Genomic DNA, 24,866 nt, shown 5'->3' on the forward strand with positions numbered 1-24,866 from the left:
CCCTGGGTGCCCGAAGCTAGACAATCGAAATGCGGAAGCGCCTGTTTATCGACGTACAAACTGGAGGGCTCTGACTGAGATAAAGGAAACACGATGAACGCTAGTCTGATAAGAGACTTTATCCACATATAAATATAGCTGCCCTGCATTAACAGGACAGCTATCGTAAGCAAAAGTTAGTAAACCCAATTATCTAATAATTTATTATACTCTACTAATTCTTCTTCGTTGAAAAACAAAGAAATTTCTCTTTGTGCACTTTCTTTTCCATCAGAACCATGAATAATATTTTTATGTTTTACTACTCCAAAATCGCCTCGAATAGTACCTGGCAAAGCATCTAACGGGTCAGTTTTGCCCATCATTAGTCTCGCTTTTGATATAACTTCCTCCCCTTGCCAAACCATTGCAAAAACAGGACCAGAAGTTATAAAATCTACTAATTGTGTAAAAAACGGCTTACCTTTATGTTCTGCATAATGCTGTTCTGCTAAATCTTCCGAAATATGCATAAGCTTTGCTCCAACAAGTTGAAAACCTTTTTCTTCAAACCGGGCTACTATTTTCCCCATTAAATTTCTTTGTACACCATCTGGCTTTACCATTAGAAATGTTCTTTCCATAAGCTCACTCCTACCATATGTATTAGACTAACAAAAATGGTTATTCATGAAAAACTTAACACAAAAATCCAAATTCCGCAAAAGATTTTTCAAGCGCTTTCATATGTATTAGAAACTTGCAACGATACTAAAATTTACGCTTACCTAAATATTTTGCTATATTAGTAAGAGCCGACTTTGCTTTTCCATTTGGCAAATCACTAATGGTTAGAAGAGCCTTATTTAAATACATGTCACTAATTTGTAGGGAGCGATTAATAGCATCCGTATTTTTGATGCTTGTTATAACCTCGGTTAATTCCTGCTTCGACATTTCTTCATGGACAGTGATTACTTTTTGGCGAACCTCTTCGTTTTCCATTGCAAATAAAACAGGCAATGTAATATTTCCTTGAAGTAAATCTCCACCTGCAGGCTTCCCTAATTCTTTTTCTGTCCCAACAAAATCAAGTACATCATCTATGATTTGATAAGACATACCAACATAGTAACCGAATTGATGTAACTTTTGTTGAAATTCTTCTTCTACATCAGAAACAATCGCACCTACTAAAGAGCTTGCTGATATTAACAAAGCAGTTTTTCTTTTTATTCTCCGAAAATAATCTCTGATATTTTGATCAAATCGGTATTTGTCTTTTATTTGCTGGATTTCACCGATACATACTTCTACTATTGTATTTGCTAAGACTCTGTGGGCATCAGGCTTATTTATATCACTCATAATTTCTATTGACCGAGCAAAAATATAATCCCCAGTATACATCGCAACCTTGTTATCCCACTTTGCTTTAATAGTAGGCTGACCTCTTCTTAAATCTGAATCATCTATTACATCATCATGAACTAATGATGCCATATGAATTAATTCCAATGAAACTGCTGCCTTTTTTATTTTATGTATATCATAATTTCCAAACTGCCCAGCAAGCAATACAAATATCGGACGTATTCTTTTTCCGCCTGCTTGTAGTAAATGTAATGAAGATTCACGTAATATAATAGAGTTTGCCTGTACTGTTTCTTCTAATTCTCTCTCAATTTTTTCTATATCCGAATTCAAAAATGAGTACATCATTTTTAATTTCACCAACTACTCACCCAACTTGTATCCATATTTTAAAATAATTATGTATAACTTGATATTACTTAAATGTTTGTTTTCGTAAAGTATGTTGCTATTAACAGCAGCCTAAAATACACTTCATTTTCCGCTAAAGCAGGGAGCGAACCTCCCTAATCCCCAATTAGTCTACTCATATTTTGGCTACTCCATATTTCCTTATTTTAAATTAAATTCATTTAAACAGCTAAAGTCTTTTTCCTCTTATAAGACGTTCAACTCTACTAAGACATCTATTAATTACTACCTATTACTTATAACCAAAATGAACTGCAGCCACACCGCCGAAATAAGGCTTATATCCTACTCGCTTTAATCCTGCCTCTTCAAACATCGTAGCAAGTTCTTTCGTGCCTGGAAAATCACGTGCAGATTCCTGCAGCCACGAATATTCCTTATAGCTTTTAGCAAAAAGTTTACCGAAAAGCGGCATGATATATCTAAAATACATATAGTAGCCTTGTCTAAAAATTGGCATTGTCGGTTGCGATGTTTCTAAACAAACGACCATCCCTCCAGGCTTTACTACTCTTCTCATTTCTTTTAAGACAGTTAAGTAGTCTGGAACATTACGTAAACCAAAGCCGATTGTTACAAAATCAAAATGATTATCTGCAAAAGGTAACTCCATTGCATTGCCATGAATTAGCTGTATATTTTTATACTCAGCTGTTTTTTGCTTTCCAATACTCAGCATATTTTCACTGAAATCAAGACCAATCACTTCACCATTAGGACCAACTTGCTCTGCTAAGCTAATTGTCCAATCAGCTGTTCCGCAGCATACATCCAAACATGCTGAACCTTTAAGCACATTCATTCGCTTCATCGTGTCTTTGCGCCATAATTTATGCTGCTGAAAGCTAATTAACGAATTCATTTTATCATAATTCCCATAAATCTTTTCAAATACATTATGTACCTTTTCTTCTTTAGACTGCTGCTCTTGCATGTTTATTTACCCTTCCTCTACGTACAATTGTTGTTTGCTTATTTCATTCAAAAATTGATAGACGTTTTCTCTAAAGTCTGCTTGTAATGCAGGAAGATTTTCTAGTAACTCTTCTAGGCGTGAGCTTGTCTCTTTTATATATTTATCTAACACTGCATCTTTATTATTTTTAGTTATTGAAATTAATTTATCATTATTCTCATACTTATAAAAAGCATCTACTACCATTGAGCCATTCGTTTGATCAAACAATTCTTTTTCTTTGCAGATCCGATGAAGAAACAAAAATTCCTCCACGAAAGCTTTCCATCCATCCAATTGATAGTAGTCAACAAGCTTTTGGATTAATGCTCCTTCAATATTTTTCAGACTTTTGATTAATTGATCTATTTTCTTTGCATTTTGATGGTAAAAGAATATTTTATTCTCGTTAACCATTTTAATACCTTCTGCTAAAAATTTAAGCATTTTAAAGTCTTCTATTTCAGCTAATATTTTATAATATTGCCCACTGTATAAATCCCCTGCTAATACAGTTAATTGTCTATTTCTTTCATTCCCTTTATGCATCATCTTTTCATTTGTAACGAGTTCATGGGTATCAAGGGCAATCTGAATAAGTGTAATTGTTGTTGCATAGGTAATAATATCCTGTTTTTTTAAATTTGCCTGTAACAAGACGGTTATTGTTAGTAAAAGCTTGTGTTCATCCAAAATTGGATTTGGTATATGTTTTTGTAAATAATGATTTGAGGTTTTTTCAACTACTCTGATTTTTATACTCTCTAATAATTCCTGTATAGCCATAATATCACCCTTGTTCCCCATTTATTCCTATTTCGCTATTATCTATTCATGCCACTATTTAAAAATTGTCGAATTAGCATTCTTTATTACACGTAAAAAAACAGCAGCCTTTAAAATGAGCTTTTCAATTCTATCACATATTTTAATTATTATATCATAAGAGAAAGTAAAGGGGTACAATAGCTACTTTGGAAAGATTCTCTCTCTTACTCATTTTTCTCATTTCATTTAAATCATCCGTTACCTAGATGATTTTATACTAAAAAAATTCATAAAAAAAACCGCGATAATTTCGCGGTTTTAGTGAAATACTATTGTATGTAATTATTTCACTGCGTCTTTAAGTGCTTTACCTGGTTTAAAAGCAGGAACTTTGCTTGCTGCGATTTCAATTTCTTCACCAGTTTGTGGGTTACGACCTTTACGAGCCGCACGCTCACGTACCTCAAAGTTACCAAAACCGATAAGTTGAACCTTATCACCATTTTTTAAAGCATTCAAGATTGTATCGAAAACAGCGTCAACTGCTTTAGTAGCGTCCTTTTTTGATAGTTCACTTGCTTCAGCAACTGCATTGATTAATTCTGTCTTGTTCATGCCTTTCACCTCCTCCCGAGTGTTTCAAATAAAAGCTTAAAATAAGTTTCATATCTTTATTTGTAAACAAATTAACGGAATTATATACGTCCTACCGAATTTTTTCTTAAATGACATACATTTGTACACTCAAAGAAGTATTCAAGTATAAAGCACCTTATATCTTACAAGAAAGAATAAGAAACCTTATATAACGCTAATTCCTTTAAAAGATTATCATAATCGTTTATGCATATCAAGAAATTTTATATATTGATAGCGTTATTTTCTTATTTTGAAATAAAAGCGTAACATTAAAACCATAAAATTACCATTTACACCCAAAATTGAAGCAGAAATAGAACTATCTCTCCATTGATCAGTTAAGCAGGTGGGGTATAAGGATAAATAAGATTTCTCCATTTAGACTTTCTACTAAAATTTCCACTTTCTACTCAGAACAAAAGACAAAAAAAAAGAACCCTAAAATAGAGTTCTTACAAAATAATTGCTATTAGTCCACCAGAACCTTCGTTGATGATTCTTTCCAATGTTTCTTTTAATTTATAGCGCGCATTTTCTGGCATAAGTGAAAGTTTAGCTTGAATACCCTCTCGGACGATAGAGCTTAAGCTTCTTCCAAAAATATCTGAATTCCAAATAGATAATGGATCATCCTCAAAATCCTGCATTAAATATCTGACTAATTCTTCACTTTGTTTTTCCGATCCAATAATTGGAGCAAATTCACTTTCAACATCTACCTTAATCATATGGATAGAAGGTGCAACAGCTTTCAGTCTAACTCCAAATCTAGAGCCCTGACGGATAATTTCAGGTTCGTCTAAACTCATATCTACTAAGGATGGAGCAGCTATCCCATAACCTGTTTGCTTCACCATTTTTAATGCGTCTGAAATTTGATCATATTCCGTTTTTGCATGGGCAAAATCTTGCATTAATTCTAGTAAATGGTCTTTTCCTCTAATCTCTACCCCGACAATTTCTTTCAAAATGTCATCATATAACTCATCTGGTGCGAAAAGATCAATTTCGGCAATCCCTTGCCCCATTTCAATGCCAGCTAGACCTGCATTTTCAATAAATTCATATTCACTAAATTGAGAGACAACTCTATCTACATCTCTTAATCTCTTAATGTCTTTTACTGTTTCTTTTACTGCTTCTTGATAATTATCTCTTAACCAATGATTTTCCCTTAGTACCATTACCCAGCTCGGTAAATTCACATTTACCTCCAATACTGGGAACTCAAATAATGCTTCACGCATTACATTTAAAACATCTGTTTCGCGCATACTTTCTACACTCATCGCAATTACCGGGATGTCGTATTTTTCGGAAAGCTCATCCTTTAATGCTTCTGTATTCGGATGATATGGCTGTGCACTGTTTATAATCATTATAAACGGCTTCCCAACCTCTTTTAGTTCCTCAATTACTCTATTCTCAGCTTCTAGATAGTTACTTCTTGGAATATCACCAATAGTACCATCTGTTGTAATAACTACTCCAATTGTACTGTGCTCTTGAATAACCTTTCTTGTTCCTATTTCAGCAGCTTCATGAAATGGAATTGGCTCTTCATACCATGGTGTATTTATCATTCTAGGACCATTCTCATCCTCATATCCTTGAGCTCCAGGTACTGTATAGCCCACACAATCAACAAGCCTAATATTTACTTCTAATCCTTCATCTACTTTAATAGAGGCCGCTTGATTTGGAACGAACTTCGGTTCTGTTGTCATAATCGTTTTTCCTGCTGCACTTTGAGGAAGCTCATCTTTTGTTCTTGTTCTTTCCCCTTCATTTTGCATATTCGGAATTACAACCAATTCCATGAATTTTTTTATAAAAGTTGATTTTCCAGTACGTACTGCACCTACTACACCTAAGTAAATATCACCGCCCGTTCTTTCGGCAATATCTTTAAAAATATTTACCTTTTCCAAGTGATCCCCTCCTGAACTTTTCCTAGTACATGGGATAGAATTATCCTTTTAATACTATTAGACAATATATATTTATGATGTTGTCCTATCTCTTTATGACTAATTTTTTATTTTCCCCTCCTTTTTTTTGCTAGTTTTTATATTTACATAGCAAGTTAATTGTTTATGAACGTAAAAATGGTACCCATAAATACGTTTTATTTGTTTCTGGAACTAACCAAATTCATATAAAAGCAATCATTATCCCATTGTTCTTTTATAGATAAAATAAAAAACCTTCTCTTCAATATATACAAGAAGAGAAGGGATATGACATTTTTGTTTGGAAAAAAGATAGAAAAGAGACAAGGGAAGACTGTAAAATTAGTCAGCCAGTCTATTGAGTTAACTAACTTGTTTCATGGTATCATCATATTCTGCAATAATTTATAAAAATGAACCATTCGGACCTTCACGGACAGTTGATTCCCCACCTATCTTTCTCCAATACTCATACACTTTCAGTTGAGTCTTACTGAAGTTTAAGAATGGGATAAAAAAAACCAAAGTAAAAAGTAGGGGAAACTTTTTACTTTGATTATCCATTGACTATTTGACCCAAACCCTGTTCATTCCACTAGGTTGCTTCAAAGCATTTTATGTTATTACATCCATTTTCGAACCATTAAAACGCCTATATTTGCTTAAAAAGATTCCTTTTTTCGTCCTTCTATAGGAAAGGATTTAAGAATACACATCTTTTTCTTATTCTATGTACTGAGAGGCAAGAATGTTTATTAAATCTTCCATTTCATTCGTTTTCCCTCTTGCCATTAGGCTCTCTACGGCAGCTTTTGCATCTTGACCATTAAATAAAATGTGGAATAAGGCATTGGTGATAGGCATTGTTACACCGTATTTTTCTGAAAGCTGATGTGCTGCTTTTGTTGTACGAATCCCTTCAACAACCATACCCATCTGAGCAAGAACTTCATCTAGCGCTTGGCCCTTCCCAAGCATGTTACCAGCTCTCCAGTTTCTAGAATGGATACTTGTACAGGTAACGATTAAATCGCCAATTCCAGTCAGACCTGCAAACGTAAGCGGATTTGCTCCCATTCTCGTTCCTAGCCTTGCCATTTCTGCAAGACCTCTTGTAATTAATGCAGCCTTGGCATTATCACCAAATCCTAAACCATCAGCAATTCCAGCGCAAACAGCTATTATATTTTTTAAAGCTCCGCCAATTTCAACACCAATAAGATCTGGATTTGTGTAAACTCGGAAATTATGATTAATAAATAAATCTTGAACAAGTTCCGCTTCGGTCATATTCTTTGAGGATACTGTAACGGTCGTCGGATGCCGAAGACTCACTTCCTCCGCATGACTAGGTCCTGATAATACAACAATGCTTTTTCGTTTGCTTTCTGGTATCTCTTCCTCGATAATTTCAGAAATTCGCATTAGCGTTCCAGGCTCAATTCCCTTACTAACATGAACGATTGTTTTCGGTTCATTTACGTATGGAAGCAATTGTGGAATTACCTCGCGCATAGCTTTTGTTGGTATAGCTAAAATAATAAAATCCACATCGCGAACACTTTCTTCTAAAGAAGTAGTTCCCACTACTTCTTTAGGTAAGGTTACACCTGGTAAATATTTATTATTCTGATGCAGATTATTTATCTCCGCAATATTTTTCTCATCTTTGCCCCAAATACGAACAGTATGGCCATTGTCGCCAAGTACTAATGAAAGTGCTGTTCCCCAGCTGCCAGCACCAATCATCGCTACAGATTTTTGACCTTTCATTCTCTTTACACCTCTTTTATTTTCTTTCTCTTGCAAAGATTTTAATCGGTGTTCCTTCAAAACCAAATGCATCTCTAATACGATTTTCTAAAAATCGCTCATAAGAAAAGTGAAGTAATTCTGGATCATTTACAAAAACGACAAAAGTTGGAGGTCCAACCGCAACTTGGGTAGTGTAGTATATTTTCAATCGTTTTCCTTTATCGGTTGGAGTAGGATTCATCGCTACAGCATCCATGATAACATCGTTCAACACACTTGTTTCCACTCTACGAGTATGGTTTTCGCTAGCAACTTTAATCATTGGTATTAATGTATGAATACGTTTCTTCGTTTTTGCAGAAAGGAAAACAATTGGAGCATAATCCAGGAATAAGAAATGTTCCCGAATATTTTGTTCAAATGTTTTCATTGTTTTCTCATCTTTTTCTACTACATCCCATTTATTCACGACAATAATGACTGCTCTTCCAGCTTCATGTGCATATCCAGCAATTTTTTTATCCTGTTCAATAATTCCTTCTTCTCCATCAATAACAACTAAAACAACATCCGATCTTTCAATTGCACGCAATGCTCTTAATACACTGTATTTCTCCGTAGACTCGTATACTTTTCCTTTTTTTCTCATTCCTGCTGTATCGATAATAACAAACTTTTCTCCGTTAACCGTTACCTCAGAATCAATTGCATCTCGAGTTGTACCAGCAACATTACTTACGATTACTCGATCTTCTCCTAACATCGCATTAACTAATGATGATTTTCCTACATTCGGTCTCCCAATAAGAGAAAATTTAATGATATCATCACCATATTCTTTTGTATCACGCTTAGGAAAATGCTTTGCAGCTTCATCCAATAAATCACCAAGACCTAAGCCATGAGATCCTGAAATTGGAAATGGTTCGCCAAATCCCAATGCATAAAAATCATAGATTTGCTCTCTCATATCTGGATTATCAACTTTATTAACTGCAAGCACCACAGGCTTTTTAGCTTTATACAATATTTTCGCGACTTCTTCATCGGCAGAAGTAACTCCTTCGCGACCATTTGTTATAAAGATAATAACATCCGCCTCTTCTATTGCTATCTCCGCTTGCATACGGATTTGATCTAAAAATGGTTCATCCCCAATATCGATACCACCAGTATCAATAAGATTAAAATCATGGTTTAACCATTCTGCAGAACTATAGATACGATCTCTCGTTACTCCTGGTATATCTTCTACAATTGAAATACGTTCTCCTACTATCCGATTAAAGATAGTCGATTTTCCTACATTCGGTCTTCCAACTATCGCAATAACTGGTTTAGCCATCGCTATCATTCCCTTCACACATTATCATTCTATCCATGCAACATGATTCCTTAAAAATTTAAATTACTAAGTAATCACGGTGTTAAAGAACATTCTTAGATTATTTATTACTTTTATGACGTAAGTACATTAAACTATAGTACTTCCCGCTTTTATAGCTTCGTCTACATTAGAACTCATTATCATTCGAATTTGTTGTTTTTTAGGCTGAAATTCCACTTATCCATCACGCTTTCTAAGCAATAAAAAGCAAAAGGAAAAACTTATTCATAAGATTCTAAACATAATGAAACCAATAATCGATTGCTCAAGTAATACCCTTTAACAAACAAAATAGTAAAAATAGGGGCTAACCCTAAAATAGAGAAGCAGACCCCTAACTAAAACAGTTTATCAAAGAGAAGTTATCCTAGCAACAGAAAACTGCATTTCTTTTCGATAACCATCATTATTATTTTTATCACAATGTACGCGCTACTGAATATCCTTCTGTTTTTATGCAACATATAAGCGCCCTCAGGCTAATGCTCAGCTGCCTTGCTATTCCCTGAGTCGACTTCTTATACAGGCTTATTCTTACATAATTAATTCATCCTTTTGAAAAACAACATTTTTATTAGAAATCACCCTCTAAAAACCAACTCTCATAAAATCAAACTTACATCAGTGAGGTTTTCCTTCATCCCCCACTGATGGTTGGTTGAACCATTCGGACCTTTACAGACAGTTGATCTTCCACCTATTATCTTCCTCGTATTCTCATAAGCAAGAGGGTGAGAGTCCTACTGAAGTTTAAAAGTTGGATAATAACAGCTTTATAAATATTGAAACTAATGCTTTACTATAATATAAACTTCCTCACCGATTTTATGAGCAATCCCATCTAATATAGCTTCTAAATTAGTGGCCACATTCTCCATTTCAGTCTTATTTTCACAATAAAACACGCCGTTTCCTGGAGCGACTTTACTTGGATTAGTTGTGATTGAGGCTAAAATGTATTTTTCTAAATTCATTCTACCTCTCCCTCTCTTTCTAAACGTTTACTCGGCATCCGAATGGCATTTTCTAACGTTGGGACGGCTCCGATAATTCTTATCGCCTTTTTTTCATTTTGTATTTGAGGTAATACAAATACAGCCACCCTTCCATCCTCTAAATCTCTTTTAGCTAATGGTACTAACGCAGGTGTTCCAGAGTCTCGATAGACACCAAGAGCAGTAGTCACATCATATAAAATAGCCTGCCTTTGTCCTAAATTCGCTATGGTTGTTCTTGCATTAAAATTTTTAGGAGTCAAGATAAAACCCATTCCATACTTTAAAACTTCCTTCTGCCGCTCTGGCAAACCAATATTCATAATATAAATAGTATCTACATATAAACCAGAATCTTCAAACGTCGGCTTCGCATATGTAATATTTACAATATCCTTTAATTGACCACCAGACATCAGTTTTTTCGCTACGAATACAGAGATGATTGCTGCGAGAATTCCTGTCCATATATTATAAACAATATAGCCAAAGGTGCTTAAAAGACCAGCAAACATTACCAAATAGTTCCTGCTTTCAAAAGCAATAGCAATACCTTCAATATAAGTTTTTCCTCTTGAAACCAGTTCAAAACTATCCAACTCTGTAAGCGTGTTTCTTTCCATATTTCTAACCTCTCGAAATTGAGAGGCTGCAACAGTTAAGAAAGTCACTGCCGTATAGTCTTTGTTTAAGATTGCAGGTATGGCAACTGAGCCCAAACCTGCGGCTATGAAGCCTAACGCGATATGAATAATTTTCCCATGCAAATATGTAGGATATTGGCGATAATCTGTTCTTAGCATATACATTCTTAAAACGGTCCCAACAATTATTCCAAGTAAAATTGGATAAGTAAAGTCACTCATATATTTTTTTGTCTCTCCTTTTCAATCATAAAGACATGCTGTTCCCACTTTACAAGTGTCATTCTTATATAAAAAAGAGATAAGAATCCAACTACACCAAGCATTAAAAAGTCAAAAAAAGTCATAGAACCAATATAATATTCCATCTGATAATTTCTTAAAATGCTACTTAATAATATTTCTCCAGTGATACTTCCGATTAGCAAAGTAAGTATTTGACAGACAATATTTTTATGTAAAAGGATAACTAGGACAAATAATATGCTTACTTTAAGCCACGGGTCTGGGAGAAATACCCATATAGGATCAATGATTGCCATCAGTTCATAAGTTGTATAAGCTAACATCATAAAAAAAGACGATACAATAATGTAAATAGCAGTCTTCCATCGTAAACGACCAGTGTAAAAAAACGAAATAATTAATATACTCAAAAGTAAAACAGAACAACTTATTTCATGCCACTCCCATTTATAGGGGCTTAAAACAATTGCTATTAATACATACATGGAATATTTTGTTCGTTTCGGATTATCTTTGTGCAAAAAAAACGTCGTGATAATCCATATAAACCATGTGCAAAATAAAAAGATTGATCCTTCCATCATTCTCACTCTCCTATTTCCCATTATGTCTCGGAAATATGTAATTTAAACGAAAAAGATACAAGTAAACAAAGGAAATATATGCAGTTATTCGAAAGGAATTTTTTTCATAAAGTAGTTTCGAGTATCCTGTAGAATAATAAAAAGAAACTTCCATTAAGGAAGTGAACCGGTCCATTTAATGAATGGAACAATTAACTTACGGGAGGAAAATTATATGGGCAAGGATAGACAGGAAAAAAAATTAAAACAGAGTAAACGAGTAGAGTCTGACCGTGATCAAGCACTTCATTATAGTGGTTCAACTCGATTACAAAGTCCTGAAGAAGGCAGATTATTAAACGATAATAAGTAGGCCATTGCAAAAAGGGTGACTTTTAAGGGTCACCCTTTCAGACTGTAGACAAACTACTTGAAATTCGAGGTTTTTGCCTATAGTCTTTTTTTTGGCCCTCTCTAATAGGAATGTTGATTTCCGCTACAGGGGTTCGCTTTCCATGGGGCGGGGCGAGCGCCGACCCGCTTCACAGCTCACCCTTCCTGCAGGGTCTCGGACTTTCTCGCATCTCCCATGGGAGTCTCCCCCCTTCTGCTACAATCAACATGGTTTTATCAACTTAGTCTAGAATTTTAATTGCTCTAGTTTTAAAATATAGGTAGAAAATTTTTTGAGGTGAAATCATGCTTTCCAAACATTCTTCTATACAAAGAGACCAATTAGAAATGATTGCTTTAGATCAACTTGATCCGTCAAATCATTTAGTTCGCAAGATAAAGACTGCACTTGACTTCTCCTTTGTATCCATGAACTTAAAGAAAATGAAAAAAAGACTTAGGTGAATACAGTAACAGCCTAAGAAGAGCATAAGGGATAGAGCAAAATACAATAAAATAACGAATAAAGAAACCAAGAATAAAAAAAGAGGCTGGGACAAAAGTATTCCAGCCATAAATAAACCCGAACAACCATACGATAGTTCCATATGATTGTTCGGGTTTATATTGGTTTATAAAAGGCTGTTTCAGTAAAGATGGTGTTATTATCCGCAGCCTAAAATACACTTCGCTTTCCATGGGGCGAGCGCCGAGCCGCTTCGTCACTTAAGTTCCTGCGGGGTCTCGGACTTTCTCGCAGCTCCCATAGGAGTCTACGTGTATTCAGGCTGCTCCGTCTTTCCAATTAATTAAAATTTTTTCTATTTCCATAATAGTTTATAGAAAAACAATCTTTAAAAACGAATTAGTTTTTACACTGACTATATTTAAAACCATAAATAACTAGCATGAAAAAGTAGCCTTTATTTAAGAGCTAAACTAAGGATTGTTCGTCTTTACAGGTTGGCTATTTAGTTTTATCCCAGCCTCTTTTGATTCTTCTTTATATTTTACTATAAAAAGAAATTAGTTTTTCAACTTTTTCAATTGTTCTCCAATCATATCACCTAATTGGAAACCTTTTGATTCTTCAGGAAGCTCGTATGCCTCTTCCTGGTCCACTTCTTTCTCTGTTAGTTCTTTAATACTTAATGAAAGACGTTGTTCTTCTTCATTAACATCTAAAACTTTCACTTGAACTTCTTGACCTTCTTTTAGCACTTCATGTGGTGTTCCAATATGTTTATGGGCAATTTGTGAAATATGCACAAGTCCTTCTACACCTGGGAACACTTCAACGAAAGCTCCATATGAAACGATACGTTTAACCGTTCCATCTAGTACACTACCTTTTTCAGCACGATCTGCAATGTTAGCCCACGGTCCTGGCTGTGTTTCTTTAATAGATAAAGAGATACGGTCATTATTGCGATCTACATTTAGCACCTTCACATTTACTTCCTGTCCTTCTTGGACTACATCTGTTGGGCTTGAAATATGTTCATGGGACAATTGAGAAATATGAACTAATCCATCAATGCCTCCCAAATCAACAAACGCACCAAAATCAGTAATTCTTTGAACAGTGCCCGTTAGTGTTTGACCAGCTTCAATTGAGTCAAGGAGATTTTGCTTTTGCTTATTTTTCTCTTCCTCCACTACTGCACGGTGGGATAAAATAAGGCGACTTTTATCTTTTTCTAATTCTACAATTTTAAAAGAAATTGTCTTACCTTTGTAATCAGAAAAATCTTCTACATAATGAGCTTCAACTAAAGAGGCAGGAACAAAGCCTCTTACACCAAGATCAACAACAAGTCCGCCTTTAACAACGTCTTTTACTTCTGCTTCAAAAACTTCGCCTGATTTAAACTTCTCTTCAAGTTGATCCCACGCCTTTTCAGCATCGATTTTTCTTTTTGATAAAACAAGGGCATCCTCTTCCACTTTAATTACTTCTAATTCAAGCTTGTCTCCTTCTGAAACAACATCACTCGCTTTTTCAATGTGAAGGCTTGATAATTCACTTATTGGTAAAATCCCATCCAGTTTACTATCGCTGATTGCAACAATTACCTGCTTTTCTTCTACCTTCGTAATCTGACCATTTACTACGTCTCCAACAGAATAATTATTTACAACTACATCATTTAATTCCTCAGACATATGTACTCCTCCTTCGACTCTATCCTGCATGAACATTTGTTTAAAATGTTCATGCAGTTTAAATAAATTTACATGCATACGAATTTTAAGAATGCTTCTCTTTAAACTTCTTACAAACTTGTTTTTTTGTCAAGCAAGAAACACTAGACTAGTTTGTAAGATTAATTGTATCATTTATCTGCTAAAGTTAATTACTTATTCTTTCTCTTGTCAATTCCATGATTTTTTCAACTACATCATGAATAGATAAAGAAGTCGTGTCGATTTCGATAGCATCATCTGCCTTCTTAAGTGGAGAAATTTCACGTTCTGAATCTAATTTATCCCTAGCAGCAATTTCCTGTTTTAATTGTTCTAAGTCAGATTCGTATCCTTTTTCAATGTTCTCTTTATGTCTTCTAATAGCTCTTTCATCTACAGAAGCTAAAAGGAACACTTTCACCTCAGCAGTAGGAATCACATGGGTACCGATATCTCTACCATCCATTACCACTCCACCATTTACTGCAAACATTTGCTGTCGTCTTACCATTTCTTCCCTAACAAGCTTATGCTTAGAAACGATAGAAACAGTGTTCGTTACTTCACTTGAACGAATTTCGTTTGTTACATCTTTGCTATCTAAGAAAATTAATTGTCCTTGCTCACCTGGAAACAATTCAATCACTGTCTCATTTAACATATTTATTAAATTCTCTTCTTCTTCTAAATTCAATTTATGTTTTATTGCTTTATAGGTCAATGCTCTATACATCGCACCTGTATCAATATAAATATATCCTAATTGTTCTGCAACAATCTTTGCAACCGTACTTTTCCCTGCAGCTGCGGGTCCGTCTATTGCAATGCTAATTTTCTTTTCCATAAATCCTCCTGAACTACTGGCTCACATATACCAATTATCTTATTATAAAACTCTCCCTATACCATATTAGATTCTTAAAAGAATAGGCAATCTTTCTGATTCACAATTCAAATAAGGTGCAGGAGAGCTAACTCTATTTCTTTGGCTTAACTATCTTTTATTTTAACATATTTCTTTTGATTTTTTATCAATAATATCGGCTAATTTATGTAGCACTTTTATATATAACAATGATAACCAAAAAAGACAACTTTCTTCATTATAATGAGGTAATTATCTTCCAAAAGTCTCAAGAAAGGAAATAAAATTGGAATCCATAACACCTTCATATTGGGTAATTGTTCTTATTTCGGGTATAATATCCCATATATGAAACAATTGACCTACTAAAAAAAAGACAATTTGAAGCAGAATGATCTTTATAATAATTCTTTCCACCGTTTTCACTTGACGCACTCCTTTTACTAGCCACTACTAAAATCGCAGATGAGAAAATGAAACTTAAAAGCGATAATTCAAAAACGAATTCATCCTATAATGTTAGTATCGGAGTATTTGTATTCCTTTATTCAGATTTCCAGCCCTTTCTTTTTTAAAGATAATTGGCGGTCAAAACTAAATCTTAACATGGACTGACGATCAACCGGATCTACTTCTAAAAATTCAATGGACATTTTATTGCTATTTTCATTGTAATCGAAGATTTTTTTGATTTCCGCATCCAAATGCAAATAATTATACTCTCCGTTTTGTAATGATAAGACTAACGAAACTTTAATCTTACTATTTTCCTCTAAGTATACATGCTTAGGAACGATAACAGCAGCACCACCTGCACTAAAATCTAAAGATATCGTTGTGAATGGATCAAAGGAATTCTCTACTTCCAAAGGATGAATAGCCATATCAATACTTGTTTCTATCCGTACAAATTGTCTCCGCTGAATTTTGATCATTTGATCTATGTTAGGTAATGAAAGAATTAACAATGGTACATTATTATCTTTTTTTCTTCCGATAACTTCTGAATGGAATAAATAAGCGATACCTTCATTTGTAACAAAATTTACTCTTAATTGAGCACCATTCATTAGAAAAAGCAGCTTGTTTGTTTCAAGATGAATTGGATATTCAATATTAACGGATTTTTCCTCTATACCTAAAACACGACTTTTATATTGATCAACTTTATTTTCTCCATGAATCGGTTCAATAATTAATGTATCTCCAATTGAAATCACTTTTTTCACACTTTCCTTTTATTGGCCTACATACTCTGTATTCCTTAATTATGTATGTCACCTTATATAAATTGTATTTTCTTATAATTGAAGTTCTTCTATTTAAAAATAGTTCTAAATACTCATAAACGAAGCTCTAACACTGCACTATATACCTACTTTTATGTATCATTATTGCATGAATGATTTATATTTGGCAATACCACCCATTAATAAACTGTAACTTCATTAGCGGAGGTATTATTATCCGTTTGTGATGAATTATTCGGCCCTTTACAGACAGTTGGTCTCTTACTAGCTTCCTCGAATTCTTCTAAGCAAGAGGTGATAGTCTTATTGAAGTTTAAGAGTATGATAAAAAAAGCCGTCAACATTCTCCCTATAGAGCTTGTTGACAGCTTTCCATTTTGTTATACTACCTCTTCATAAACTGGTTCAGCATTCTTTAATTTTTCGACCTTTTCTTCTGTTCCATTATCGGCGTTAATATAAATCCGATAAGTATCTTCTCCTAATGTCCCAATAAATTCATAACATAACACTTCTTCATTAAAATCATTAAGGATTATCGCTAATCCATCATCCATAATATTAACCTGTTTGTTGATTTTCTTTAATGCATCTTGTTTAGATATCACCGGATCTTTTATTTTTCTTTCCGTATTTGCCATTAAGTAATCCTCTGCTGCAAATCCAATGATATTTCCATTATCTAATGCTACTTTCATTTTAATGCTATCTGGATATATTTTTACCCCATCGACTTCTGTTACAAAATTAAACACACCAATGTTTTCATACTGCATGCTTTCAAATAAAGCTAAGTTTTTAAATTTATGCTCCTTTAAAAATTTCACAGCATGGTTATTCGCTTCATTAAGGCTAATTTTATCTTTTTTTACATCTCGAGAAACAATCGACCATATTGGATATCCACCCTGCTTTGTAATATCCATATTGGCTTCTATATCCGTGCCTTTTTCCTTTAATGTTACACTATAGAATCCATAATTTGAACCTTCTCCACTTTCAGTGATTTTCACATCTACAGGGTTTTTAAATTCAGCAAATTCTTTTGCAATTTTTTCTGCTTCTTTTTCAGAAATCGTCTTTCCTTTTAAATGTTTGAAGTTTTCATCCTTCTTTTCCATATTTACATTTGTTACCCCAAAACTCGTTTGCTGATAGCCTTCTACTTTATCTTCTACCGTTTTCAAACCATCAATAATAGTATTATCTAATTGTTTATCTGTGGCCAAAGCCATTTCAACATCCATCCAGCGGAGATTATTTTCCAAAACTAAATGCTGAACATTTCGTAATTCATCTTGGATATCTGCCGCTTCTTTATACAATTCATCTAACTTCTTATATTCATCATCAGATAATGGTTCCGAATTTAAGTCTCTTACTGCAGTACGATAACTAAAATCGCCAATGCTTGCTAGAAACTCTTCTGTTTTATTAAATGGAAGCAATGTTAATGGCAGCTGTCCCACATCTGAATGTGCTTCAGATGTTATTCTCCATACTTCTGCTAATGCAGGAGAAAGTGATTCTTGTGAGTTCATAGCTAATGTTGTACCAATTTGGTCATGAAGTAAATCTACTTGATACGTTAAATCGTGGAAAGCCCTTTGATAGTTATTCTCCGCATTCAATAATACTGCATTTTTCTCTTTGTGCTCTTGATAGCCCCAGTAGGCTACTCCTGCTATTCCGAGTGTCAAAACTCCTATTAATATTCCTCTTAACATTTCATCTCACCCCACTATTTACAGAATATATGCTTGCCTATTTGTTTAATTTGTGGTCGACCCCAAATCCATGCACTAGTTGCTGTATCTGGATTAAAATAATACATAGCATGTCCAGTTGGATCCCATCCGTTTATAGCATCTAATACTGCTTCTTTCGCTCTTTCATTAGGAGTAAGCCATATTTGTCCGTCAGCAACCGCTGTAAAAGCACGTGGTTCAAAAATCACACCAGAAACTGTATTTGGAAATGTAGCGCTATTCACTCTGTTTAGAATAACTGCTGCAACTGCTACCTGTCCTATATATGGCTCACCTCTTGCTTCACCATATACTGCATTAGCCATTAATTGAATATCATTTTGTGAGAACCCACTTGGGACGTTAGCTGCAGTTGGTTCTTTCCCTGTTGTATTTTCGCCGCCATTTGAATTAGCTGTATTTTGTGGTGCGGGAGTGTTAGTGTTATTATTCTCTGCAGCAGTACCTCCCTCACCAGCACTTGTCCCAGTACCATTCTGGTTTCCAGATGTATTATTTTTCAGGGCTGCCTGTCCACCATTATTTGTTTTGTTTTGAGTCCCATTTTGATTCTTCGTTTTTTGCGCTGTATTATTACTGTTTTTCTTTGCGGTATTACTACTTTGCTTTTTCGCCGTTTTATTATTTGATTTTTTTGTTTGCTTTTGTGTTGTGCCTTTATTAGCAGACGGAGTCTTTTGTTTTTCTAAATCAACACCACCATAATGGGAGAACTTTTTCCCACGATTAATTTGTTCTTTTACAAACTGTTCATTATATTTGGTCGCACGAGCTAGCTTATCTTTCGTCTTAGTGCCAGCTAAACCATCAATTGGCAATCCAAATTCATACTGAAAGTTTCTTAATGCCCAATATGTTTGCCAACCAAAAACACCATCAATCTTTCCATTATAATAGCCTACGTATTGCAGTCTAGCCTGTAATTCAATAACGTCATCCCCTACTGCGCCATGCTGAATAACTTGTTCAGAAAACGCATGCACTTTTTGTTCATGAAAAGGGAATGCTAGTAGTTCTAACATAACAAAAAGGATGACCGATATTTTTGTGAGTAAAAACTTTTTATTCATGCTTATTACCCCCATAACTAAATACTATTAACATTAACAGTATTTTTTGTAGCAAATGGTTTTTTATACAAAAAAAAGTAGAGTGATGTTTTTCACTCTACTTTCTTGTATTTTGTATTGCCACTCATACCTATTCCATAGAGGATTAAGAAACCTTTCTTTGCTGAATGGTAAATTTTCCCCTTAATCGCTTTATACATTTATGTTCCTGTCATTTTTTGTATAGGTTCTTTGCTTAGTTCTCGAGCGCTCTTTACTTTTCTAAGTCCTAGCCACCATAAATAGAACATAAATGGAGTAATAAAAATCAACCAGTTTTTCTCCAAGGATATAATATAATCATACACAGCATGAAGGATGAAAGGAACAAGTAACGAATATACTAGCCATTTCCCTCTTGGCACAATGAATTTTCCTTTACCAAAATAATAGCCCATAATAACTCCAAATAGTGCATGACTTGAAACTGGTAGCAATGCTCTTCCAATAGCATACTCCAGTCCGTTTGCCACTAAATATAGAATATTTTCCATGGTCGCAAACCCTAATGAAACTGCAACTCCATACACTATTCCATCATAAGGTTCATCAAAGTCAGCATGCTTTACAGCTGTATAAAAAAGGATAAACCATTTAAAAAATTCTTCTAATAAACTGGTGGTAAACAGCGCACTCCAAATACCTTCTGGAATAACATTCTCTGTTTGTAACACATATTGTATAAACATGATTGGAAAAACAAGTAGTGCCCCTGTTATAAAAGACCGTAAGACTAGTGATATTGGTTCTGAACCATATTGATCTTTTAAATAAAAATAGCTTAATAATGCTAATCCAGGCGCTATTCCGGCTGAAAAAATCGCCAACATTTCATTTCCCCTTTTCCCCTGTTTAAGGAGTGTTCGGACCTATCTATTTTTTTCTAGGATGGCTTTTGCTATTTGCTCACCGTGAAATCTCCCATTTTCGATGAAGATTTCATTCGCATCATTTCCTGCCGCAATTACCCCAGCAATAAATATTCCATTCATATTCGTTTCCATCGTTTCTGAGTCAAATATAGGTCTCCCTGTTTCTTCCTCGATTCCAACACCCATTTTTCTCAAAAATTCGTGATCAGGATGATATCCAGTCATCGCAAACACAAAATCATTTTCTATTTCATGCATTTGGCCATTTACTTCATATAAGAGAGTAGTTTCTTTAATTTCTACTACATTCGCTTCAAATTCCATCTTGATGATCCCTTTTCTTACTAACGATTCGAATTCTGGTAAAATCCATGGTTTGATGCTTGAAGAATATTCGCTTCCTCTATATAAAACCGTTACTCTTGCGCCAGCTTTCACTAATTCAATTGCAGCATCTACACTTGAATTTTTCCCACCTATTACAGTTACATCATGATTGAAATAAGGATGTGCCTCTTTGAAATAATGCATTACCTTTTCCAATTCTTCTCCTGGGACATTCATAAAATTTGGATGATCATAATATCCAGTTGCAACTACAATATAGGGAGCACTATATTCTGCTTTTTTCGTTTTTACTATAAACGCTTGTTCTTCTGTTTTTTGAACCTCTAGTACTTCTTCGTATGCATTAATTCGAAGTTCTTTTCTTTTGGCTACTTCTCGATAATATACTAACGCCTGATTTCTATTGGGCTTATATTGTTCTGTTAAGAAAGCTACTTCGCCAATCTCTAGCTTCTCACTTGTACTGAAAAAAGTCTGATGAGTAGGATAACCATGTATGGCATTTACAATATTTCCTTTTTCAATAATTAGTGGATTTATATTTATTTCCTTTAAAGCGATCGCTGCTGCTAGACCACACGGACCTGCACCAATGATAATTGCTTCTTCTCTTTTCAAATCGTTCACTCCTAACATTTTACCAAAAGGGTAAACTTCATTAAAAAATCCATTGTCGATTAATAAATATTGGAAAAACATCTTTAGTTTCTCCTATTTTTTTAACATATGGATTCGCTAAATTGAAGGAATTCACCCTAAAAAGTTCCAAAATAAAAAATCTCCTACCTATAAGGATAGGAGATTTTTGTATTTTCAGCAATAGATTTGGTCAAATTTATATCCAACCGCGGAATCTAGATGCTTCCGCCATTTTTCTAACCCCCACCATATATGCTGCCAATCTCATATCAACACGACGTAATTCGGCAGTATCATAGATGTTTTTAAAGGATTTGCTCATTACTTTTTCTAATCTTTCTTCTACTTCTTCTTCTGTCCAGTAATACCCTTGATTATTTTGAACCCATTCAAAATAAGAAACAGTAACTCCCCCAGCTGAAGCTAATACATCGGGAACCAATAATATTCCTCTTTCAGTTAAAATATGAGTAGCTTCTAATGTTGTAGGTCCATTCGCCGCTTCCACCACAATACTTGCTTTTATATTATGAGCATTTTGTTCTGTGATCTGGTTTTCAATAGCAGCAGGAACTAAAATATCACAATCTAATTCCAATAATTCTTTATTTGAAATCGTATTATTAAATAAGTTAGTAACAGTGCCAAAACTATCTCTTCTATCTAATAAATAGTCAATATCCAATCCTTCTGGATCATGCAATGCTCCATATGCATCAGAAATGCCAATTACCTTTGCCCCAGCATCATGCATAAACTTAGCCAAAAAGCTGCCCGCATTTCCAAATCCTTGTACAACAACACGCGCCCCTTCGATGGGTATGCCTCTTCTTTTTGCCGCTTCCCGAATACAGATAGTAACACCTTTCGCAGTAGCAGTCTCGCGTCCTTGTGATCCACCTAAGACAAGTGGTTTACCTGTAATAAATCCTGGTGAATTAAATTCATCAATACGACTATACTCGTCCATCATCCATGCCATAATCTGTGAATTAGTAAAAACATCTGGAGCGGGAATATCTTTCGTCGGACCTACAATTTGACTAATTGCACGTACATACCCTCTACTTAATCTTTCCAATTCTCTAAAGGACATATCACGAGGATCACAGACAATTCCACCTTTCCCTCCACCGTAAGGAAGATCAACAATTCCACATTTTAAACTCATCCAAATGGAGAGTGCTTTCACTTCTGTTTCCGTAACATTCGGATGAAAACGTATGCCACCCTTTGTAGGTCCAACAGCATCATTATGCTGAGCTCGGTAGCCTGTGAAGATTTTTACAGTTCCATCATCCATTCTCACAGGAATTTTAACTGTCATCATTCGAATCGGCTCTTTTAATAATTCATAAACTTCATCTGAATAACCAAGCTTGTTTAAAGCTTTATGAATTACTGTTTGTGTTGATTTCAAAACATCGTGTTGCTCTTCTACATGATTCTTCTCGTTAGATTTGTTGGCTACCATTAATAAATCCTCCTAAAAAACTACTAGTTTATAAACTGTAGTTCTTCTTTATAAGAATAATTATTTAGCTTCTTTAAATAGAATCGAAAACATATTTGTTTACAATATTTCTTGTTTATTTGCTAATTCAAAGCATAGTATACACTTTTACCTGGAAGATGCAAGAAAATTTATTGATACAATATTGCCATAGAAAACTTTATACAGGATTCACTTGTTTACTTTCACATATGCTACCTAATTTTATCTATTTCAGGAGTATTCTCCATTTAATAAATCTATTTTCACTGTGAAAAACTGTTTTTTATTCATTATTCCTACTAACAGTATATTCAATTAAACGATTCTTTGTCCTACCCCACCCTCATTTAATTATCATTAATTAATTTCTCTATAAACTTATTTCTTTACACGATTTAATTACTTGAGGTCAAATAAAAATTATAAATTTTATGGGAAGGATATCCCCATTTCATTTTAACACTTTCAACAGGTTTTACCAATCATCAACTTGTAAATTTTTATGTAGAATATTTTCTAAAAACACAAAAAAAGGATAGACGATTTTGATTGCTGCTAAAGCAACTTTATTCTCAAACACTTAAGAATAAAAAATGAAATCATTCTATCTTGTTTATATGTAAATGACTGTTTTTGTAAAAGTTTGTTACTATTAACCTCAGCCTGAATACAAGTCGCTTTTAGCGGGTCTCTCCTGTCTCGCCCATCCCCACATAAGTCTACGTATTCAGGCTGCTCAGTATTTCTAAATAATTAAAAATAATGTACTAACGTCTCAATAGCATTCTCTTTTATTATCGTATTTCCATACTCCTCAATAATGTATATACTCTTTAAACTTGTTTCCCCAAACTCACTTAGAATAGCAATAATTTGTTCTTCCTTGTACGAAGAAATATCTGTAAAACAAAAATAATATATTTCATTTAAATTATATAAAGAACCACCAGTGAAATTATTTTGCACTAATTGTTTCGCTGCATCAATAACATCCTCTATATCTGAGAATTCATATATTATATCCACCGTTTCTTCTACAGTTACTTGCATCTCTAAAAAACCTTCTGATAATATTTCTTCTGTATCCAATTCATTTTCTGTTATCGTTAAAATCATTACCATACCTTGAGCTTTCATTGTAAATATTTCAACAGCAACCGAACCGTGTATCTCCATATCAAATAAATCATTTGCTTCTTCAAGCATTTCATGAAAAAAATACTGCCACTTTATCGAGTCTTTCCATATATCTTCCTTGGTCAATCCACGTTCATACAGATCATCGGTGGTCAGATGGATTTTAATTCTATTGCTATTTAATCTCTCCAAACGCATGACTACGCCTCCTGCTCCTTGAAAAAACTCTTAATGCAGTTTATGAAAAGAAGGAGTAATCGGTGAGTAATATTATTAAGTGAGTTCATATATAAAAAAGCCAACTATTCAAACTGTTGGCTCAAAAAATTAAATTTCTTCATCATTCTGTTTGTGTTGAATTCTAATAATATGTGTTTCTGGCTTTGCCCCTAATCTTAAAGGAATACTTGTTGTGCCATATCCATTACTTACAAACAAAGTTGTTTTTCCAATTAGCTTTGTTCCACCTAATTCATATGGTCCGAAACCAAATATCCGAATTTGACCACCATGAGTGTGACCACTTAATACTAAGGAAATTTGATTTTCTGCATCCAGTTTTTCCATTATTTTCGGATTATGACTAATTAATATTTTAAAGCTATTGTCTTCAGCTTGCTTCAGAGCAATTTCTAAATCATCGTACTCTAGCGAATAATCTTCAATGCCAATTAAAGACCAGCCTTCTCCATTTGATGATTTAAAAGATACCGCTTTATTATCCAACAAAACGATGTCCTCTTCTTTCAACAAGCTCTCTAATGCATCTCGATCGATTTCATAATCATTATTTCCCCATACAAAATAAACAGGTCCAATTTGTTTTAGCTTGCGTAAATTTTCCCGGGTTTTCTCCAGTTTCACACCCTTTTCTAGAAGGTCTCCACCTATTATAACAATCTCTGCTACATCCATCGCCTCATTAATTATAGAATCATCAATTGTTCTTCGGTGTATATCCGAAATAAAGAAAAGCGTAATTTCACGGATTGAAGAAGGAAAGTTAGGAAAATAGAATATCTCATATTTCACATTATTCTCATTCGCGATATTTTTCATATAGATAATGAATGCAATACTAAAAATTACAAGCAAAATAAATCCGCCAAATAAAAATACCATATAAACCTCCCC

General features: G+C 34.2%; 24 protein-coding genes. 2 read left to right on the forward strand and 22 right to left on the reverse strand.

Annotated elements, in window-relative coordinates; genetic code table 11:
* Positions 1–176: 176 nt before the first annotated feature.
* The 11 genes from ndk to AB3U99_RS14550 form a co-directional block, all read right to left on the reverse strand.
* Positions 177–623: a nucleoside-diphosphate kinase gene (gene ndk, locus AB3U99_RS14500; protein WP_400242011.1), complete on the reverse strand. Its 447-nt coding sequence runs from the start codon at positions 621–623 to the stop codon at positions 177–179.
* A gap of 127 nt (positions 624–750) precedes the next feature.
* On the reverse strand, positions 751–1,713 hold the full coding sequence (hepT, locus tag AB3U99_RS14505) for a heptaprenyl diphosphate synthase component II (protein ID WP_400242013.1): 963 nt from the start codon (positions 1,711–1,713) through the stop codon (positions 751–753).
* A 283-nt stretch (positions 1,714–1,996) separates the two neighbouring features.
* Positions 1,997–2,698, reverse strand: coding sequence for a demethylmenaquinone methyltransferase (locus AB3U99_RS14510; RefSeq protein ID WP_400242015.1), 702 nt, complete (start codon positions 2,696–2,698; stop codon positions 1,997–1,999).
* Between the two features lie 6 nt (positions 2,699–2,704).
* Positions 2,705–3,505 carry a heptaprenyl diphosphate synthase component 1 gene (locus AB3U99_RS14515; protein ID WP_400242017.1) on the reverse strand — a complete coding sequence of 267 codons (801 nt, stop codon included), beginning with the start codon at positions 3,503–3,505 and terminating at the stop codon, positions 2,705–2,707.
* Positions 3,506–3,829: 324 nt separating this feature from the next.
* Positions 3,830–4,102, reverse strand: a complete 273-nt coding sequence (hbs, locus tag AB3U99_RS14520) for a non-specific DNA-binding protein Hbs (protein ID WP_312098566.1) — start codon at positions 4,100–4,102, stop codon at positions 3,830–3,832.
* A 476-nt stretch (positions 4,103–4,578) separates the two neighbouring features.
* Entirely contained in the window at positions 4,579–6,057 is a 1,479-nt protein-coding gene (gene spoIVA, locus AB3U99_RS14525) for a stage IV sporulation protein A (RefSeq protein WP_400242020.1), read from the reverse strand.
* A 744-nt stretch (positions 6,058–6,801) separates the two neighbouring features.
* The gene (locus tag AB3U99_RS14530) at positions 6,802–7,851 is read right to left on the reverse strand and encodes an NAD(P)H-dependent glycerol-3-phosphate dehydrogenase (protein WP_400242021.1); all 1,050 of its coding nucleotides are present in this window, start codon (positions 7,849–7,851) and stop codon (positions 6,802–6,804) included.
* Between the two features lie 16 nt (positions 7,852–7,867).
* Positions 7,868–9,178, reverse strand: coding sequence for a ribosome biogenesis GTPase Der (der, locus tag AB3U99_RS14535; protein ID WP_400248085.1), 1,311 nt, complete (start codon positions 9,176–9,178; stop codon positions 7,868–7,870).
* A gap of 830 nt (positions 9,179–10,008) precedes the next feature.
* Positions 10,009–10,194 carry a capping complex subunit for YIEGIA gene (locus AB3U99_RS14540; RefSeq protein WP_400242023.1) on the reverse strand — a complete coding sequence of 62 codons (186 nt, stop codon included), beginning with the start codon at positions 10,192–10,194 and terminating at the stop codon, positions 10,009–10,011.
* Positions 10,191–11,081, reverse strand: coding sequence for a YIEGIA family protein (locus AB3U99_RS14545; RefSeq protein ID WP_400242025.1), 891 nt, complete (start codon positions 11,079–11,081; stop codon positions 10,191–10,193). The genes AB3U99_RS14540 and AB3U99_RS14545 overlap by 4 nt, the downstream gene beginning before the upstream one ends.
* The gene (locus AB3U99_RS14550) at positions 11,078–11,689 is read right to left on the reverse strand and encodes a hypothetical protein (protein ID WP_400242027.1); all 612 of its coding nucleotides are present in this window, start codon (positions 11,687–11,689) and stop codon (positions 11,078–11,080) included. The genes AB3U99_RS14545 and AB3U99_RS14550 overlap by 4 nt, the downstream gene beginning before the upstream one ends.
* A 214-nt stretch (positions 11,690–11,903) precedes the next feature.
* Here AB3U99_RS14550 and AB3U99_RS14555 point away from each other — a divergent pair, with 214 nt between their 5' ends.
* Both AB3U99_RS14555 and AB3U99_RS14560 read left to right on the forward strand, forming a co-directional pair.
* Positions 11,904–12,041 (forward strand): YpzI family protein, encoded by a 138-nt coding sequence (locus AB3U99_RS14555; protein WP_400242029.1) that lies wholly within the window; start codon positions 11,904–11,906, stop codon positions 12,039–12,041.
* 326 nt (positions 12,042–12,367) lie between these two features.
* Positions 12,368–12,526, forward strand: a complete 159-nt coding sequence (locus AB3U99_RS14560) for a hypothetical protein (RefSeq protein ID WP_400242031.1) — start codon at positions 12,368–12,370, stop codon at positions 12,524–12,526.
* A gap of 561 nt (positions 12,527–13,087) precedes the next feature.
* On the opposite strand, the gene rpsA is transcribed toward AB3U99_RS14560, so the two are convergent.
* The 11 genes from rpsA to AB3U99_RS14615 all read right to left on the reverse strand — a co-directional run bounded on the left by rpsA (position 13,088) and on the right by AB3U99_RS14615 (position 24,854).
* On the reverse strand, positions 13,088–14,227 hold the full coding sequence (gene rpsA / locus AB3U99_RS14565) for a 30S ribosomal protein S1 (protein ID WP_400242033.1): 1,140 nt from the start codon (positions 14,225–14,227) through the stop codon (positions 13,088–13,090).
* Positions 14,228–14,414: 187 nt separating this feature from the next.
* Complete coding sequence (gene cmk, locus AB3U99_RS14570) at positions 14,415–15,092, reverse strand: (d)CMP kinase (RefSeq protein ID WP_400242035.1); 678 nt, start codon at positions 15,090–15,092, stop codon at positions 14,415–14,417.
* 273 nt (positions 15,093–15,365) lie between these two features.
* The gene (locus AB3U99_RS14575; RefSeq protein ID WP_400242037.1) at positions 15,366–15,539 is read right to left on the reverse strand and encodes a DUF5359 family protein; all 174 of its coding nucleotides are present in this window, start codon (positions 15,537–15,539) and stop codon (positions 15,366–15,368) included.
* A gap of 122 nt (positions 15,540–15,661) precedes the next feature.
* Complete coding sequence (locus AB3U99_RS14580; RefSeq protein ID WP_400242038.1) at positions 15,662–16,342, reverse strand: flagellar brake protein; 681 nt, start codon at positions 16,340–16,342, stop codon at positions 15,662–15,664.
* A 401-nt stretch (positions 16,343–16,743) separates the two neighbouring features.
* Positions 16,744–18,090 (reverse strand): germination protein YpeB, encoded by a 1,347-nt coding sequence (gene ypeB / locus AB3U99_RS14585; protein ID WP_400242040.1) that lies wholly within the window; start codon positions 18,088–18,090, stop codon positions 16,744–16,746.
* A 14-nt stretch (positions 18,091–18,104) separates the two neighbouring features.
* The gene (sleB, locus tag AB3U99_RS14590) at positions 18,105–19,202 is read right to left on the reverse strand and encodes a spore cortex-lytic enzyme (protein ID WP_400242042.1); all 1,098 of its coding nucleotides are present in this window, start codon (positions 19,200–19,202) and stop codon (positions 18,105–18,107) included.
* 200 nt (positions 19,203–19,402) lie between these two features.
* On the reverse strand, positions 19,403–20,071 hold the full coding sequence (gene prsW, locus AB3U99_RS14595; protein WP_400242044.1) for a glutamic-type intramembrane protease PrsW: 669 nt from the start codon (positions 20,069–20,071) through the stop codon (positions 19,403–19,405).
* A gap of 39 nt (positions 20,072–20,110) precedes the next feature.
* Positions 20,111–21,079: a YpdA family putative bacillithiol disulfide reductase gene (locus AB3U99_RS14600; RefSeq protein WP_400248086.1), complete on the reverse strand. Its 969-nt coding sequence runs from the start codon at positions 21,077–21,079 to the stop codon at positions 20,111–20,113.
* 217 nt (positions 21,080–21,296) lie between these two features.
* On the reverse strand, positions 21,297–22,574 hold the full coding sequence (locus tag AB3U99_RS14605; protein WP_400242046.1) for a Glu/Leu/Phe/Val dehydrogenase: 1,278 nt from the start codon (positions 22,572–22,574) through the stop codon (positions 21,297–21,299).
* 774 nt (positions 22,575–23,348) lie between these two features.
* Positions 23,349–23,930: an adaptor protein MecA gene (locus AB3U99_RS14610; RefSeq protein ID WP_400242047.1), complete on the reverse strand. Its 582-nt coding sequence runs from the start codon at positions 23,928–23,930 to the stop codon at positions 23,349–23,351.
* A gap of 129 nt (positions 23,931–24,059) precedes the next feature.
* On the reverse strand, positions 24,060–24,854 hold the full coding sequence (locus AB3U99_RS14615; protein ID WP_400242049.1) for a metallophosphoesterase: 795 nt from the start codon (positions 24,852–24,854) through the stop codon (positions 24,060–24,062).
* Positions 24,855–24,866: the final 12 nt, after the last annotated feature.

This window comes from Niallia tiangongensis, assembly GCF_044704065.1.
Taxonomy (GTDB): Bacteria; Bacillota; Bacilli; order Bacillales; family Cytobacillaceae; genus Niallia; species Niallia tiangongensis.

Excerpts from the sequence above, each read along its gene's own strand:
- ndk (WP_400242011.1), bottom strand. The coding sequence starts at position 623 with ATGGAAAGAACATTTCTAATGGTAAAGCCAGATGGTGTACAAAGAAAT.
- AB3U99_RS14510 (WP_400242015.1), bottom strand. The coding sequence starts at position 2,698 with ATGCAAGAGCAGCAGTCTAAAGAAGAAAAGGTACATAATGTATTTGAA.
- AB3U99_RS14515 (WP_400242017.1), bottom strand. The coding sequence starts at position 3,505 with ATGGCTATACAGGAATTATTAGAGAGTATAAAAATCAGAGTAGTTGAA.
- hbs (WP_312098566.1), bottom strand. The coding sequence starts at position 4,102 with ATGAACAAGACAGAATTAATCAATGCAGTTGCTGAAGCAAGTGAACTA.
- AB3U99_RS14530 (WP_400242021.1), bottom strand. The coding sequence starts at position 7,851 with ATGAAAGGTCAAAAATCTGTAGCGATGATTGGTGCTGGCAGCTGGGGA.
- der (WP_400248085.1), bottom strand. The coding sequence starts at position 9,178 with ATGGCTAAACCAGTTATTGCGATAGTTGGAAGACCGAATGTAGGAAAA.
- AB3U99_RS14540 (WP_400242023.1), bottom strand. The coding sequence starts at position 10,194 with ATGAATTTAGAAAAATACATTTTAGCCTCAATCACAACTAATCCAAGT.
- AB3U99_RS14545 (WP_400242025.1), bottom strand. The coding sequence starts at position 11,081 with ATGAGTGACTTTACTTATCCAATTTTACTTGGAATAATTGTTGGGACC.
- AB3U99_RS14550 (WP_400242027.1), bottom strand. The coding sequence starts at position 11,689 with ATGATGGAAGGATCAATCTTTTTATTTTGCACATGGTTTATATGGATT.
- AB3U99_RS14555 (WP_400242029.1), top strand. The coding sequence starts at position 11,904 with ATGGGCAAGGATAGACAGGAAAAAAAATTAAAACAGAGTAAACGAGTA.
- AB3U99_RS14560 (WP_400242031.1), top strand. The coding sequence starts at position 12,368 with ATGCTTTCCAAACATTCTTCTATACAAAGAGACCAATTAGAAATGATT.
- rpsA (WP_400242033.1), bottom strand. The coding sequence starts at position 14,227 with ATGTCTGAGGAATTAAATGATGTAGTTGTAAATAATTATTCTGTTGGA.
- cmk (WP_400242035.1), bottom strand. The coding sequence starts at position 15,092 with ATGGAAAAGAAAATTAGCATTGCAATAGACGGACCCGCAGCTGCAGGG.
- ypeB (WP_400242040.1), bottom strand. The coding sequence starts at position 18,090 with ATGTTAAGAGGAATATTAATAGGAGTTTTGACACTCGGAATAGCAGGA.
- sleB (WP_400242042.1), bottom strand. The coding sequence starts at position 19,202 with ATGAATAAAAAGTTTTTACTCACAAAAATATCGGTCATCCTTTTTGTT.
- prsW (WP_400242044.1), bottom strand. The coding sequence starts at position 20,071 with ATGTTGGCGATTTTTTCAGCCGGAATAGCGCCTGGATTAGCATTATTA.
- AB3U99_RS14605 (WP_400242046.1), bottom strand. The coding sequence starts at position 22,574 with ATGGTAGCCAACAAATCTAACGAGAAGAATCATGTAGAAGAGCAACAC.
- AB3U99_RS14610 (WP_400242047.1), bottom strand. The coding sequence starts at position 23,930 with ATGCGTTTGGAGAGATTAAATAGCAATAGAATTAAAATCCATCTGACC.
- AB3U99_RS14615 (WP_400242049.1), bottom strand. The coding sequence starts at position 24,854 with ATGGTATTTTTATTTGGCGGATTTATTTTGCTTGTAATTTTTAGTATT.